This window comes from Citrobacter sp. T1.2D-1, from assembly GCF_950098555.1.
GTDB lineage: Bacteria > Pseudomonadota > Gammaproteobacteria > Enterobacterales > Enterobacteriaceae > Citrobacter_A > Citrobacter_A telavivensis.
Window position 1 is genome coordinate 380,553 of the sequence record NZ_CATNHH010000001.1, and the last position, 13,655, is coordinate 394,207.

Annotated in this window: 14 protein-coding genes and 3 tRNA genes; 7 read left to right on the forward strand and 10 right to left on the reverse strand. The window is 51.3% G+C overall.

Translation table 11 applies throughout. The features are described from left to right. Positions 1-343: 343 nt before the first annotated feature. The 4 genes from prfC to QQZ17_RS01815 all read right to left on the reverse strand — a co-directional run bounded on the left by prfC (position 344) and on the right by QQZ17_RS01815 (position 3,546). A complete protein-coding gene (gene prfC, locus QQZ17_RS01800; protein WP_152402080.1) occupies positions 344-1,933 on the reverse strand; it encodes a peptide chain release factor 3 in 1,590 nt (529 codons plus the stop codon). A gap of 92 nt (positions 1,934-2,025) precedes the next feature. Then, positions 2,026-2,703 carry a pyrimidine 5'-nucleotidase gene (gene yjjG / locus QQZ17_RS01805; RefSeq protein ID WP_187696616.1) on the reverse strand — a complete coding sequence of 226 codons (678 nt, stop codon included), beginning with the start codon at positions 2,701-2,703 and terminating at the stop codon, positions 2,026-2,028. 14 nt (positions 2,704-2,717) lie between these two features. Continuing rightward, positions 2,718-3,164, reverse strand: coding sequence for a ribosomal protein S18-alanine N-acetyltransferase (gene rimI / locus QQZ17_RS01810; protein WP_152402075.1), 447 nt, complete (start codon positions 3,162-3,164; stop codon positions 2,718-2,720). Next, positions 3,133-3,546, reverse strand: a complete 414-nt coding sequence (locus tag QQZ17_RS01815; protein WP_152402073.1) for a DNA polymerase III subunit psi — start codon at positions 3,544-3,546, stop codon at positions 3,133-3,135. The genes rimI and QQZ17_RS01815 overlap by 32 nt, the downstream gene beginning before the upstream one ends. Positions 3,547-3,648: 102 nt before the next feature. Between QQZ17_RS01815 and rsmC the strand changes: the two genes are divergently transcribed. The 4 genes from rsmC to QQZ17_RS01835 all read left to right on the forward strand — a co-directional run bounded on the left by rsmC (position 3,649) and on the right by QQZ17_RS01835 (position 5,136). Continuing rightward, positions 3,649-4,680, forward strand: coding sequence for a 16S rRNA (guanine(1207)-N(2))-methyltransferase RsmC (rsmC, locus tag QQZ17_RS01820; protein ID WP_152402071.1), 1,032 nt, complete (start codon positions 3,649-3,651; stop codon positions 4,678-4,680). Positions 4,681-4,816: 136 nt separating this feature from the next. Continuing rightward, positions 4,817-4,903: transfer RNA gene (locus QQZ17_RS01825), tRNA-Leu, on the forward strand. A 28-nt stretch (positions 4,904-4,931) separates the two neighbouring features. Next, a tRNA-Leu gene (locus QQZ17_RS01830) sits at positions 4,932-5,018 on the forward strand. A gap of 31 nt (positions 5,019-5,049) precedes the next feature. Then, a tRNA-Leu gene (locus QQZ17_RS01835) sits at positions 5,050-5,136 on the forward strand. A gap of 36 nt (positions 5,137-5,172) precedes the next feature. On the opposite strand, the gene QQZ17_RS01840 is transcribed toward QQZ17_RS01835, so the two are convergent. Continuing rightward, positions 5,173-5,409 (reverse strand): DUF1435 domain-containing protein, encoded by a 237-nt coding sequence (locus QQZ17_RS01840; RefSeq protein WP_084196628.1) that lies wholly within the window; start codon positions 5,407-5,409, stop codon positions 5,173-5,175. Positions 5,410-5,671: 262 nt separating this feature from the next. Here QQZ17_RS01840 and QQZ17_RS01845 point away from each other — a divergent pair, with 262 nt between their 5' ends. Both QQZ17_RS01845 and fhuF read left to right on the forward strand, forming a co-directional pair. Then, positions 5,672-6,736 carry a GGDEF domain-containing protein gene (locus QQZ17_RS01845; RefSeq protein ID WP_152402069.1) on the forward strand — a complete coding sequence of 355 codons (1,065 nt, stop codon included), beginning with the start codon at positions 5,672-5,674 and terminating at the stop codon, positions 6,734-6,736. 113 nt (positions 6,737-6,849) lie between these two features. Then, on the forward strand, positions 6,850-7,638 hold the full coding sequence (gene fhuF / locus QQZ17_RS01850) for a siderophore-iron reductase FhuF (protein ID WP_152402067.1): 789 nt from the start codon (positions 6,850-6,852) through the stop codon (positions 7,636-7,638). A 25-nt stretch (positions 7,639-7,663) separates the two neighbouring features. On the opposite strand, the gene QQZ17_RS01855 is transcribed toward fhuF, so the two are convergent. Next, the gene (locus tag QQZ17_RS01855) at positions 7,664-9,013 is read right to left on the reverse strand and encodes a PTS sugar transporter subunit IIC (protein WP_152402065.1); all 1,350 of its coding nucleotides are present in this window, start codon (positions 9,011-9,013) and stop codon (positions 7,664-7,666) included. 235 nt (positions 9,014-9,248) lie between these two features. Between QQZ17_RS01855 and QQZ17_RS01860 the strand changes: the two genes are divergently transcribed. Beyond that, positions 9,249-9,707, forward strand: a complete 459-nt coding sequence (locus QQZ17_RS01860) for a YbaK/EbsC family protein (protein WP_152402063.1) — start codon at positions 9,249-9,251, stop codon at positions 9,705-9,707. 26 nt (positions 9,708-9,733) lie between these two features. Here QQZ17_RS01860 and bglJ read toward each other — a convergent pair whose 3' ends face one another. The 4 genes from bglJ to pobA all read right to left on the reverse strand — a co-directional run bounded on the left by bglJ (position 9,734) and on the right by pobA (position 13,395). After that, positions 9,734-10,366, reverse strand: coding sequence for a DNA-binding transcriptional activator BglJ (bglJ, locus tag QQZ17_RS01865; protein ID WP_152402061.1), 633 nt, complete (start codon positions 10,364-10,366; stop codon positions 9,734-9,736). Beyond that, positions 10,327-11,049, reverse strand: a complete 723-nt coding sequence (locus QQZ17_RS01870; protein ID WP_152402059.1) for a helix-turn-helix transcriptional regulator — start codon at positions 11,047-11,049, stop codon at positions 10,327-10,329. The genes bglJ and QQZ17_RS01870 overlap by 40 nt, the downstream gene beginning before the upstream one ends. Positions 11,050-11,319: 270 nt before the next feature. Next, on the reverse strand, positions 11,320-12,195 hold the full coding sequence (locus tag QQZ17_RS01875) for a helix-turn-helix domain-containing protein (RefSeq protein WP_152406256.1): 876 nt from the start codon (positions 12,193-12,195) through the stop codon (positions 11,320-11,322). Positions 12,196-12,207: 12 nt separating this feature from the next. Further along, positions 12,208-13,395, reverse strand: coding sequence for a 4-hydroxybenzoate 3-monooxygenase (gene pobA, locus QQZ17_RS01880; RefSeq protein ID WP_152402057.1), 1,188 nt, complete (start codon positions 13,393-13,395; stop codon positions 12,208-12,210). Positions 13,396-13,655: the final 260 nt, after the last annotated feature.

A 13,655-nucleotide genomic window follows, 5' to 3' on the forward strand; every position in this document is an offset into this window, starting at 1 on the left:
TGTGGTGAAAAATTCACCCAGCTCAGAAGTCAATGGCAGCGGTCACAATCACAAAAGGTGATGATGATGCGCTGACAGGTGGCTCTCTGAGTCAGTTATTAATATCGTGACTACAATAGACATTAGCTTTAAGCACTTAGATTCACGCATTGAACGGTATTTAAAGCCAATATTTATGTCATCACTTTGTTAAATATAGATCACAATTTTGAAAAAGCGCGGCGAACTGCGCAAAAAACAGGCAGTCATAAGCAAAACAGAGGGATTTAAGAACATTCCGCAACGGGCTAATAAGGCAGGAAAAGTCGCAGGGCGCAGCGGCTGCCACGCCCTGAAGGGGGGATTAGTGTTCGCGCGTCTTGCGGAACTGAACGTCAGGATAACGCTCTTGCGTCAGATTAAGGTTCACCATCGTTGGTGCGATGTAGGTCAGGTTATCGCCGCCATCGAGCGCCAGTTGAACTTCGTTCTTACGTTTAAACTCTTCGAATTTCTTCGCGTCAGCACATTCCACCCAGCGAGCGGTCGCCACGTTGACGGACTCATAAATGGCCTCAACGTTGTATTCGCTCTTCAGACGGGCAACCACCACGTCGAACTGCAGTACACCGACCGCGCCCACGATCAGATCGTTGTTGGCGATTGGGCGGAAGACCTGCACCGCGCCCTCTTCGGAGAGCTGGACCAGACCTTTCAGCAACTGTTTCTGCTTCAGCGGATCTTTCAGGCGAATACGACGGAACAGTTCCGGCGCGAAGTTCGGAATACCGGTGAACTTCATCATTTCACCCTGAGTGAACGTATCGCCAATCTGGATAGTACCGTGGTTGTGCAGACCGAGAATATCACCCGGATAAGCCTCTTCCACATGCGAACGGTCACCAGCCATAAAGGTCAGCGCATCAGAGATCACCACGTCTTTGCCAATACGGACCTGACGCAGCTTCATGCCTTTTTCGTACTTACCGGAAACGACGCGCATAAATGCCACGCGGTCACGGTGTTTCGGATCCATGTTGGCCTGAATTTTAAAGACGAAGCCGGTGAACTTCTCTTCTTCCGCTTCCACCACGCGAGTATCAGTCTTGCGCGGCATTGGCGCTGGCGCCCACTCCACCAAACCGTCCAGCATGTGATCAACGCCGAAGTTACCCAGCGCGGTACCAAAGAAGACCGGGGTAATTTCGCCCGCCAGGAACAGTTCTTTATCAAACTCGTTAGAGGCGCCCTTCACCAGTTCCAGTTCGTCGCGCAGTTGCTGCGCTAAGTCTTCCCCAACGGCCGCGTCGAGAGCCGGGTTATCCAAACCTTTAACAATGCGTACTTCCTGGATGGTATGACCTTTACCCGTCTGATACAGATAGGTTTCATCTTTATAAAGGTGATAAACCCCTTTGAACAACTTACCGCAGCCAATCGGCCAGGTGATCGGCGCACAGCCGATTTTCAGTTCGTTCTCTACTTCGTCCAGCAACTCCATCGGGTCACGGATATCGCGGTCGAGTTTGTTCATAAAGGTCAGGATCGGCGTATCGCGCAGACGGGTGACTTCCATCAGTTTACGGGTACGATCCTCGACGCCTTTTGCAGCGTCGATCACCATCAGGCAGCAGTCCACCGCCGTCAAAGTACGATAGGTATCTTCGGAGAAGTCTTCGTGCCCCGGGGTGTCCAGCAGGTTGACCAGACAGTTATGATACGGAAACTGCATGACGGAGGTGGTAATGGAGATCCCACGCTGCTTTTCCATTTCCATCCAGTCCGATTTCGCATGCTGACTGGAACCACGGCCTTTTACCGTACCGGCAGTCTGGATCGCCTGTCCGAACAGCAACACCTTCTCTGTGATGGTCGTTTTACCGGCATCCGGGTGAGAAATAATGGCAAAAGTGCGGCGCTTGGCCACCTCCTGCAAATAAGGAGACAACGTCATAGTTCATTCTTCTTGAGTAAACGCGGTGTCGCACCGCGCATGTTGAATACGAAAAATTGCGGCTATTTTACCCATCAGCGGGGGGGAGGCAATCAGTGTTTACACAGGAGTTGCTCCAGTTCGTGTAATGACGATACGGTCCACGTCGGCTTGATGCCTTCCGGCTGCTCACGATGATGCGCATTCAGCCAGCAGGTAGAAAGCCCGGCGTTGATGCCGCCGAGAATATCGGACGCAGCGGTATCCCCCACCATCAGCACCCGAGCGCGATCGGGATTGCCCGCCTGCGCCAGGGCGTAATCAAAAATCTTCGGATCCGGCTTTGCCACGCCAACTTCTTCGGAAATGACCAGCAAATCAAAGTAGTCGCGAAGTCCTGTACGTTCCAGGCGGATCTGCTGTAAAGAGGTGAACCCATTGGTAATAATGCCTATTTTGGCTTTGCCGCGAATCGCATTGAGCAGCGAAACGGCTCCCGGCAGCGGCGCGCAAATTTCAGCCATCGCATTCATAAAGGCATCATTCAGCGAGCCGGGCTCGACCTTTAACCGTTCAGCCCAGCTCTGGAAGCGGGCATGCTGAAGCTGTAATGACGTGATCGCGCCGTTCTGATAATCCACCCACAGCGGTTTATTCACGGCCTGGTAGTCCTGAAAATCTTCAGCGGTAAAGGTGATGCTGTAATCGAGAAACATCCGCTGTAAGCCAGTAAACGAGTCAAATGTGAACAGCGTTTCGTCGGCATCAAAGAAAATCCAGTCCCACTTCATCATTACACCTTCTTTTACATACTGATTGGCAGTGCCATTATGATGGCGTCCTCACGACCGTCAGCGGTCGGATAATAATTGCGGCGAATCGTTGCCTCGTTAAAGCCCAGGCTTTCATACAATGCGATGGCGGCAACGTTGGAGGCGCGAACCTCCAGCCACAGCGTCAGGACGCCGCGTTTTTCTAACTCATCAATGAGATGTTCCAGCAGCGCTTTCCCGAATCCCCGGCGCTGAAAATCGGGATCAACGGCAATGTTGAACAGCGTAGCTTCATCCAGCACGACCTGCGTAATCGCAAACGCCGCCATTCTCCCTTCTACCGTCAATTGATAGTTGAGATAGCGCTCCCCCTGATTACTGGCAAAAGTGTGTTCGCTCCAGGGAAACGCATGGGCGCGTTTTTCAATCTGAAACGCGGCGGGTAAATCACTCTGACTGAGGGAAGAAATCGTGTTCATGTGTGCAGATTTGTTGCCATAGCGCGGCGCGTGCCGCTGGGTTTGCCCGCAATTCATCAAAAGCCGGCGTTGCAACCTGCGCACCTTCCAGTGACAGCGGCGCTTCTGTGCCCAGCCGCCAGCTGTTGCAGCGGCTGCCCTGCGGCAGCATCGCAACGCGTTCCGGCGTCACCTGCAAAACCTGATCGGGGCTCAGGGTTAACGCGCGCAGAATATCGCTTACCAGAGGTTCAGTCAGCGGCGGCAGTATTTCACCTACCATCACCAGACGGACGTGCGCAGGAATGGAAATCGCGATCTCTCCCTGCAACGCGCCGGGGCGACGCAGCGACCACTGGGTAATGCCCAGTTGCTGTAACTGCCAGTCTCGTCGGGTTGTCATAGCGAATCGCTCCTGTATTCAGGGGCGCAAATATAGCAAATTAGTCGAATAGACGCCATCAAACGTCTATAATCGCCCGCTGTATGAATTAAGGAGTTTTCCATGTCTGCTTTAACCCCGGCAAGTGAAGTCTTGCTGCGCCACAGTGATGATTTCGAACAAAGCCGTATTCTGTTTGCCGGAGATTTGCAGGATGACCTGCCCGCACGTTTTGAATGCGCTGCCAGCCGCGTACATACGCAGCAGTTCCACCACTGGCAGGTGCTGAGCCGCCAGATGGGCGACAACGCGCGCTTTAGCCTTGTTGCACAAGCGCAAGACGTTGCCGATTGCGACACTTTTATCTACTACTGGCCGAAAAACAAACCGGAAGCCCAGTTCCAGTTGATGAATATTCTGTCACTACTTCCCGTTGGCACTGACATTTTTGTGGTCGGCGAAAACCGCAGCGGCGTGCGCAGCGCTGAGCAAATGCTGGCCGAATATGCCTCGCTGAACAAAATCGACAGCGCGCGCCGCTGCGGGCTGTATCATGGTCGTCTGGACAAACAGCCAACGTTTGACGCAGAAAAATTCTGGGGCGAATACAACGCTGAGGGGTTGACGATAAAAACCCTGCCGGGCGTATTCAGTCGCGATGGTCTGGATGTTGGCAGTCAGTTGCTGCTGTCCACCCTGACGCCGCATACCAAAGGGAAAGTGCTGGACGTCGGCTGCGGCGCAGGCGTACTTTCCGTAGCGCTTGCCAGCCATTCGCCGAAAGTACGTTTAACCCTCTGCGACGTTGCGGCGCCGGCGGTTGAAGCCAGTCGCGCCACGCTGGCTGCAAACGGCATTGAGGGCGAGGTCTTCGCCAGTAACGTCTTCTCCGAAGTGACGGGCCGGTTTGATATGATAATCTCCAACCCGCCGTTCCATGACGGTATGCAAACCAGCCTGGATGCCGCGCAAACCCTGATTCGCGGTGCCGTACGTCACCTGAACAGCGGCGGCGAACTGCGCATTGTCGCTAACGCTTTCCTGCCGTATCCGCAGATACTGGATGAGACCTTTGGCTTCCACGACGTCATCGCCCAGACCGGACGCTTCAAAGTGTATCGCACGGTCATGACCCGCCAGGCGAAAAAAGCGTGATATCACAATGACGGCCATGCGAATGGCCGTTTTTGCAGCAATCACCGCTGCCCCACGTAATTAACTATTGACGAATAGCTGAAAACCACTAGAATGCGCCTCCGTGGTAGTGATTCTTTTTAAGAATCGATGGTATGCGAAGGTGGCGGAATTGGTAGACGCGCTAGCTTCAGGTGTTAGTGTCCTTACGGACGTGGGGGTTCAAGTCCCCCCCCTCGCACCATAAACCACGTTGATATTGCTCGCACTGGGCGAAGGTGGCGGAATTGGTAGACGCGCTAGCTTCAGGTGTTAGTGTTCTTACGGACGTGGGGGTTCAAGTCCCCCCCCTCGCACCAACGAGGCGATATCAAAAAGTAAGATGACTGTGCGAAGGTGGCGGAATTGGTAGACGCGCTAGCTTCAGGTGTTAGTGTCCTTACGGACGTGGGGGTTCAAGTCCCCCCCCTCGCACCAATTATCTTACATCCCTCTCTGTAGCATTCCCGGTTTTCATCCCTGATTCCAGTTCATCATTACCAGCATCATTCCACCGATCAGCACGACACACGATGGCAGCAACACAAAGTGCCGCAATTGTTTGTGATAGAGCATCACCGGGGTCAGCAATAACCCTAATACAATGATGGCCTTCCATGCCCCGAGAGAAAGATCGGCAAATGCCAGCCCGGTAATGACGATTCCAGGCAGCAATACTCCCCAGCCACTCCCCAGCGCCCGTTGCAACATGGTTTCACCTCTCACATCGATAATGATAACCAATATCATATGACAATTTTTCTCATTTGTCAGCAATCCATACGTCACTTATATGAGCTTTACTCAAGCAATGATGACATGAATTATTTAAGGTGATAAATTGCACAACGGTAAACGTACAGATACAATAATCTGATTCCAGGCAAGCATCTTCTCACCCATTATTTATGTGTCGTGAACAGTGTATGCGACGTGAACAGTGTAATTGTTAGATAAATAATGACGTTAAGATATGACTGCACAATCCTGGCAAACGCTGCGCACTAAAAAGTACCAACTCTCTCTGCGACTCTTTTTGTTTCTCAACGCTATTTCTGCGTTGTTTGCCATTGCTTTTCCTATCTATCCCAGTAAAACCGTCTCCACACCGGTGTCTCTCATCCTTGTGCTGAGCACTGCGTTGCTGACATGGCATGTAAGGTATGCGAAGAAGCGGATTAATCTCCATGTCATCTCAATACTCTTTGGCGGTTTATGGGCAGCGCACATTACGCTGAAATACCAGACGTTGCAGAATCCTGACTATTCCTTTTTGCTGATCGCACTGCTGAGCGTGTTGTTTATTGGATCAATTGCGTTTGCCAATAACATCGTCGCATTTACCCTCCATTCACTGCCGTCCTTGTTGGCCTGTTTATGTCTGAACGGTAGCGAGCACGCTCTACGACTGCTCTATTTTATGGCCCTGCCCATGGCTGGTATTGCCATTCAGCATGTGATTCAAAAGCGCTACGACGATTTCGCCCAGCAACTTATGTTCAAACTGCTCGCCGAAAGAGAGACGCTGACCGACCTGAGTATGCTCGACCCCTTAACGGGATTGTATAATCGGCGAGGACTCCAGCATAAGCTGAAAGCTGTGCTGGAACTGGATACGCATGAGCATTACGTTTTGCTGATCGACATCGACCATTTCAAAGCCTACAACGATCACTATGGGCATATGATGGGCGATCAGGCCCTGATCCGCGTTTCCGCCGCGATCCGCAATGCCGTGCGTTCACGCGATATTGTCGCCCGTTTTGGCGGTGAAGAGTTTATGGTGCTCCTGACGGCGAGCGATCCACTGACAGCCCGCGAGGCGGCTGAACGTATCCGGCAGAATGTTTACGATCTTAAAATTCCCCATATGTTCAATGAGAACGTCGCAACGCAGGTAACAATCAGTATTGGTATTGCGCCTCTGGTAGGGGGAGATGTCGAAGAGGCGATTCGTCATGCTGATAAGGCGCTCTATAAAGCGAAAGATCTGGGGCGTAACCATATTTTAGTCAGTGACGATCCGGGTATCGCCTGACACGCCGTAGCCAATTAATGCGCCGTTGAACGTCAGACTGACAAAGATCTTGCTATCGGTTATGCCTGTCGCTAGGATTAGCAATCATTATCATTTATATTACTATCTAACTCATGGCCTATCGTTCCGCACCGATTATTGACGATGTCATCTGGCGAGGGCATCTCCAACCGCAGATGCCCTCGCTGGCTGAGGCCGTGCGTGCAACCATAGCCCAGACGCGTGAGCATCTGCTGGATTTCATCCGTCTGGATGAACCCGCCCCTCCGAGCGCGATGACACTGGCACAATGGCGTCGCCCAAGCGAACTCCAGTCTCTGCTGGCAATTTACTCCAATCATATTTATCGCAACCACCCCGCGCAGCCGCGCGAAAACAAACCATTAATCTCGCTGTGGGCACAGTGGTACATCGGTCTGATGGTGCCCCCACTGATGCTTGCCCTGCTGACGCAGGAGACGGCAATTGATGTCTCTCCCGAACACGTCCACGTGGAGTTTCACGAGACGGGGCGTGCAGCGTGCTTCTGGATTGACGTGCATCAGGATCGTCTGGCGACGACGCAATCACCGCAGGCGCGCATGGAAACATTGGTTAAGCAGGCGTTGACTCCGGTCATCCAGGCGCTTGAGGCAACCGGAGAAATCAACGGTAAACTTATCTGGAGCAATACCGGCTATCTGATTAACTGGTATCTCACGGAGATGAAACCGCTGCTGGGTGAAGAGTTGTTGAACACGCTGCGCCAGGGCTGCTTCTTTGAAAAGCAGTTGTCCTGTGGTGCTGACAACCCACTCTGGCGCACGGTCGTCCCTCGCGAGGGGATTCTGGTACGCAGAACATGCTGTCAGCGTTATCGTCTGCCGGACGTTCAGCAGTGCGGTGACTGTACGCTGAAGTAATCAGGGAGCGTTCGCCCCCTGAGGATTACAACGCAATCTGCTCGTTTTCCGCGTCTGAACGCTGTGCCTCTTCCGCCTCTTGTTCCAGCAGCTGCTTCTCGTACACTTTAAAGAACGGGAAATAGATGACGGCAGAAACGATAGCCAGAAGAACCACCAGAATCGCTGCGCGATAATCCCAACCTAGCGCCCACGCCGCACCGACAGGTGCCGGCGCGGTCCATGGCACCACCGAAATCACGCGACCAATCAGATCCAGTTTCATCGCCGCCCAGGCCAGCACGGCATTCACCATCGGTGCCAGCAGGAAAGGAATAAAGAACACGGGATTCATGACGATAGGCGTACCAAAAATCACCGGCTCGTTAATGTTGAAGATACTGGGAACCACACTCAGTCGGCCTATCGAACGCAGATGTACGGAACGACTGCGCAAATAGCAAATCACCAGCCCCATTGTTGCACCCGACCCACCGATCACGATGAAGAATGTCCAGAATGCCTCCATGAAAATATGCGGTAACGGTGCGCCCTGCGCCAGCGCAGTCTGGTTCATACCGAGGTTGGTCAGCCAAAACATTTGCAGCATCCCGGAGACGATCGCCGCGCCGTGAATACCGGCAAACCACAACAAATGGCCAATCAGCACCGCCAGTAAAATCGCTGGCAGAGAATCGGCAGCCGATACCAGCGGTTTAAAAATAGACATAATGGCCTGCGGGATGAGCATGTCGAACTGTGCCTGAATCAGCAGGCTGAGCGGGTACAATGTGAGCACCACCACCAGCACCGGAATCAGGAGATCGAATGAGTTTTTGATCATCGGCGGAACCTGATCGGGTAAACGAATGCCAATGTTATGTGCCTTCAGAAAACGCATCATTTCTACGCAATAAATTGCCACCAGAATCGCCGTAAAAATCCCCGTTCCGCCGAGGCTGTCCACAGGCAGAGTGCCTTTTGTTTTAGGCGCAGCGACCAGTAAGAACGCCATGGTGGAGAGCATGGCGCACATGAACGGATCCAACTGATGTGATTTCGCGTAATGTTTGCCCAGGTTATAGGCAATAGCGGCACAAATATAGATCGACATGATCCCCATGGTCATATCAAAAGGGGTCAGGATCTGCCCTTCAAACTGTTTCGCCATATCCAGCCAGGCCCGGGCAAATCCCCAGGTGGTATCCGGCGAAAACGGAGGATAGGCAAATACCAACAGAAACGATCCGACAATCATAAATGGCATCGCGGAAATAAAGCCGTCACGGATAGACATAACATGACGCTGTGAAGAAATGCGCCCGGCAATCGGGCTGACATAGTTTTCAACAAACCGAAAAATCACATTAAAGACTGCATGGTTGGTAGATTTCATAAGTGGCTCTTTTTATGTGATACAGAGGAAGTGACAACTCCAGTATTAATCGCTCTTTCACAGACTGCAACCGGTTACGGTAACCGGTTTCCGTGATTGTGAAGAGGATCGAAAAATCACCCATGTTGCTGGTTTGTTATATTAAAATATTTACAGTACAGGACGACTTATGCCAAATTACACTCGCAGTTTTCTGAAGCGTCGGGGACTGCAGAAATGGTGTCAGGAGAATCGAATGAGTCTGCAATCGGTACGGCAATTTCTGGCCGAACATGCCCCGGATATTGAAATCATTGAATTAAAACAAAGTACCGCGACGGTTGAACTGGCGGCCAAAGCACATAACGTACAGCCCGGACAAATAGCAAAAACCCTTTCGCTGAAGGTGAAAGACACCATCATCCTGGTTGTCGCCAAAGGCGACGCAAGACTGGACAATAAAAAGCTCAAAAGCACCTTCGGTGCCAAAGCGCGCATGCTGAACAGTGATGAAGTCGTCAACGCGACGGGGCATCCCGTTGGCGGGGTTTGCCCTTTCGGGCTGGAAACTCCGTTGCCCGTTTATTGTGACGTCTCTTTACGATCGTTCACCGAAGTCCTTCCGGCAGCAGGAGCCACATATAGCGCAGTGCGTATTGCACCAGAGCGTATGGCTGAACTGACTTCAGCCACCTGGGTTGATGTGTGCCAGTAATCATCCGTTTTTAGCTTTCGCGGCGGTTAAAGCAAAATATCTGCCGCATGCAGTAAACCGGCGTCAGAATTGACGCCCAGTTTCGACATCACGTTAAACTTGTGCGCCCGGATGGTCTTAATATTCCGCGCCAGTTCAATCGCAATTTGCGGCATTGAGTAGCCGTTAGACATAAAGCGCAAAATCTCACGCTCGGTTGGACTCAGCATGCGGCTCTGATTGAGATACCAGAGATTGTTATTACTTTCACTGATCCGCCGCGTGCCGCTTAATGCGGTAAATAACGCCTCCTGCAGCGCAGGGAGCGAGTTTGCTTTACTCAGCACACCATCTAACGGGGAGGGCGACAGTGCGCTGATTAAACGCGCTTCAGCATCATCATCCGCAATAACCAGACGACGCATAGCAGGATAGTTTTCAGACAGTTCGGTAAGGCTCATTAGTTCTACCCGCCTGGCTTTTCGGACCGAGGAGAGAGAGAAAATAACGGCAGAAAAAACTGTCGTACTCATCGCCTGTTGAAAATCATCCAGCGTCAAATAGAGATGCAGTTTATATTGGTTATCTGAGATTGCGTTAAATAGATTCTGAATACCAATTCCGCTCATAACACATTTTTCTATGAGTGCGACATTTCGCGTACGGTTTCTATTTTCCATTCCGCTGACTCTCCATATACCGAAGGTAAATTCAGCTCTCTGGCTCCCTGAGAACTGTTAATCCATGCATACATTTCCGCATTACTGTGTATTGATAAGCGGCGCATGGCGCTGTTTTTCTGGGCGCTGATAGTTTTATTGCTTTTCTTAAGTAACGCCGCAATTTGATTGATCCCCCACCCCTTCCCCAACAGGCGCAGTACTTTTCGCTCTGAAAGCGTCAAGAGGATAGCGTGGGAACTGAATTCCAGATGTTCTAACGGAGGGGGCGACAACAACATTTTGCTGATTCGGTCAGGACTGTTATGCCCGGAACGGATGGTGCTTACCAGACTCTCAATTGGTTCGACGTCAGACAGCAGCGTACTGAAGGGGCGTATCAGCAATTCAACCGCCTGCGCGTAATACGCACGTGACACCAGGAAAACCCAATGGATATCACGATATTGAGAAAGGAGTGTGTAGAATCGTTCGCAGACCGTGCGCGGGTGTTGGCATTCACCGGTTAAATCCACGATCGCCAACTCCGCCCGCCGGAGTTGTAGTGGCGTGAGTTCTTCTACCACACCACAAACGGTAAGCTCATACTCCGGGAAATGCCGTTGCATAACGCCGTGGAATCCCGCTTGTATAACAGGGACTTTACTGATGACAATTCCGTTTTTGCAGCATCCTGGCAACATATATCCTCCACATTCATATGAATTTATCTGCTATTAACTGGATCGCATGAGTATTAATACATACAACGATACAATACAAAGAACAGAATAATAGCCAATATGAATTGTTTATCCTTGGTGTTTTTCTTTAATTTCGCAAGATGTGGTTATACAACTATCACGGGGTATAATACAAGTCGATATTGTCAATATGTACACTATATTCCTGAATGGGACATTAAACATTCCTATTTTATATACGATTTTTTTATTTATCCAAATTTGGACAAACTATTTGTTTTTAATTAATTCCCGATATGACTTCGGAGACAACGTTGAATGTTTTTTAAAAAAACGGGAAAAATAGGTTACATCACTGAATCCCAGATAGTCGGAGATCTGACTTATGGTCATGCTGGTATATTGCAGGCTGCGCTTGGCTTCGAGCATCAACCGCTGATGCAAAACGTTTAATGCACTGCAATGATGAAATTCACGACATAACTGATTCAGATAATTGGCAGAGAGGCCGATTCGATGCGCATATTCTGTAAGGGGAAGATGCTCACGATAGTGGCTCTCAATCTGACGGGCAAAAAGACGGAGTGTGCTACGCCGACGCGCCAGAGTGTCATTCGATTGCGCAATGGGCCGACTCTGCCGACGAAGCCAGACCAGCAACGCACTCAGCAACGAAAACAACATCATTTCCCGCGCCTCGTTATCCGTCTGATACTCCTTCTGCAAGGCGGAAAAAAACGTGCGGATGTGACTGCGGGACTGAGCCACCGATATGCACTGCGGACTATTCAGCAAAGGCAGCAGCTGTGGAAACTGGGATTCCAGGCGGCCAATCAGCGGCAACGCCAGAGAGAGAACATAGCCCTGGGTTCCGGGGGAAAAGCGAAAACCGTGGACACAAAGCGCAGGAACGACCTGAATACAGGCATCGCGCCTCACCGTCGTCTGCCCCTCAATTTCAATCGTTGCTTCACCCCGATGCAAGTAGAGTAACTGGACGATCTCCGCATGCTGATGCACCCGAATATGCCATTCATACAAACTGCTACGCTGATGAATCGACTCGCAGTGCAGCAGATCGGGGGTTGGCCATCCCTGTTGTTCACCATACAGTTTAAAAACAGGAATAACGTCAGCCAGTTGCATCATTTTTCCTCATCATTTACCCACCGTTTCATAAGGCAGTCCGACGTAGTTCTCCGCAATCGTCGTCAGCCCAGCCCTCGAACCCAGATAGTACTGACGATCCGCCTCCTGCATCTTGCGATCAAAATCGCTCTTTTCCTGAAAATCATGCAGCAGGTGGGTCATAAACCAGCTGAATCGCTCTCCTTTCCACACCCGGTTAAGGGCCAACCGGGAATAGGTCGCCAGCAGATCGCTACGCCCGTGCTGATAGTACTGCGTCAAAATACGCCATAAATAATTCACGTCAGACGCGGCCAGATTCAGCCCCTTTGCACCGGTCGGCGGAACGATATGTGCCGCATCACCGACCAGAAAGAGCTTGCCGTACTGCATCGGTTCCACCACGTAGCTGCGTAATGGCGCGATACTCTTTTCAAGTGAGTGACCAGTCACTAACTTCGTGGCCAGTTCCTCAGGCAAACGCCGTTTCAGCTCGCCCCAGAAGCGCTCATCGCTCCAGGATTCCACCTGCTCGCTGAGCGGGACCTGCAAATAGTAGCGACTTCTGGTTAGTGAGCGCTGACTACAAAGTACAAATCCGCGCTCATGATGCGCATAAATCAACTCCGGATTGACCGGCGGCGTATCGGCAAGTAACCCCAGCCAGCCAAACGGCCAGATACTTTCGTACTCGCGGATGACATCTCGCGGAATACTTTGTCGCGAAATGCCGTGGAATCCATCACACCCGGCAATGAAATCACACTCAATGCGGCACTTCTCCCCCTCTTTCTCAAACGTGACTGAGGGGCGGTCACTTTTGGCATCGTGAATCTCAACCTGCTGGACGCCATAAATCGTAGGCGCGCCACAATCGCTACGCGCCTGCATCAGGTCCCGTGTGACTTCCGTCTGCCCGTAGACCATTACGCTTTTGCCGCCGGTTAATTCGCTCAGCGCGACGGGAATGCGTTTACCGTCAAAAATAAACTCAACGCCGTGATGCACCAGACCTTCGCTGTCCATACGCTGCGCCACGCCGGCCTCCCGCAAGAGCGAGACGGTTCCACTCTCGAGGATCCCTGCCCGGATGCGCCCCAACACATACTCTGGCGTCTGACGTTCAATGATGAGTGTGCGGATCCCCGCCTTATGCAGCAACTGACCTAACAGCAGCCCAGAAGGTCCTGCCCCAATAATTGCGACCTGAGTTTTCATTACATTCCCCACCTGCTTGGTTGATTATTTGTTTAATCAATGTTGAATAAAAGTTTCAAATTGCATTTTTGATAAGCAGGCACAGAAAAAGAAGGTCCAAATGCGGGCAAAAATTGCACTTTTCACCGATTTAGCAAAACTGTGGAGCAGTTCAAATTCTGGCCACCGCATGGCAGGTTCTTTTTTCAACAAAAAGATTGATCTCAGCCGGAGCCAAAAAATGCGCGCTTCGTGATACAAAGGAGTCTTTCGTCATTCGA

Bases quoted from the DNA above. Each gene is read 5' to 3' on its own strand.
- prfC (WP_152402080.1), bottom strand. From the start codon at position 1,933: ATGACGTTGTCTCCTTATTTGCAGGAGGTGGCCAAGCGCCGCACTTTT.
- yjjG (WP_187696616.1), bottom strand. From the start codon at position 2,703: ATGAAGTGGGACTGGATTTTCTTTGATGCCGACGAAACGCTGTTCACA.
- rimI (WP_152402075.1), bottom strand. From the start codon at position 3,164: ATGAACACGATTTCTTCCCTCAGTCAGAGTGATTTACCCGCCGCGTTT.
- QQZ17_RS01815 (WP_152402073.1), bottom strand. From the start codon at position 3,546: ATGACAACCCGACGAGACTGGCAGTTACAGCAACTGGGCATTACCCAG.
- rsmC (WP_152402071.1), top strand. From the start codon at position 3,649: ATGTCTGCTTTAACCCCGGCAAGTGAAGTCTTGCTGCGCCACAGTGAT.
- QQZ17_RS01840 (WP_084196628.1), bottom strand. From the start codon at position 5,409: ATGTTGCAACGGGCGCTGGGGAGTGGCTGGGGAGTATTGCTGCCTGGA.
- QQZ17_RS01845 (WP_152402069.1), top strand. From the start codon at position 5,672: ATGACTGCACAATCCTGGCAAACGCTGCGCACTAAAAAGTACCAACTC.
- fhuF (WP_152402067.1), top strand. From the start codon at position 6,850: ATGGCCTATCGTTCCGCACCGATTATTGACGATGTCATCTGGCGAGGG.
- QQZ17_RS01855 (WP_152402065.1), bottom strand. From the start codon at position 9,013: ATGAAATCTACCAACCATGCAGTCTTTAATGTGATTTTTCGGTTTGTT.
- QQZ17_RS01860 (WP_152402063.1), top strand. From the start codon at position 9,249: ATGAGTCTGCAATCGGTACGGCAATTTCTGGCCGAACATGCCCCGGAT.
- bglJ (WP_152402061.1), bottom strand. From the start codon at position 10,366: ATGGAAAATAGAAACCGTACGCGAAATGTCGCACTCATAGAAAAATGT.
- QQZ17_RS01870 (WP_152402059.1), bottom strand. From the start codon at position 11,049: ATGTTGCCAGGATGCTGCAAAAACGGAATTGTCATCAGTAAAGTCCCT.
- QQZ17_RS01875 (WP_152406256.1), bottom strand. From the start codon at position 12,195: ATGCAACTGGCTGACGTTATTCCTGTTTTTAAACTGTATGGTGAACAA.
- pobA (WP_152402057.1), bottom strand. From the start codon at position 13,395: ATGAAAACTCAGGTCGCAATTATTGGGGCAGGACCTTCTGGGCTGCTG.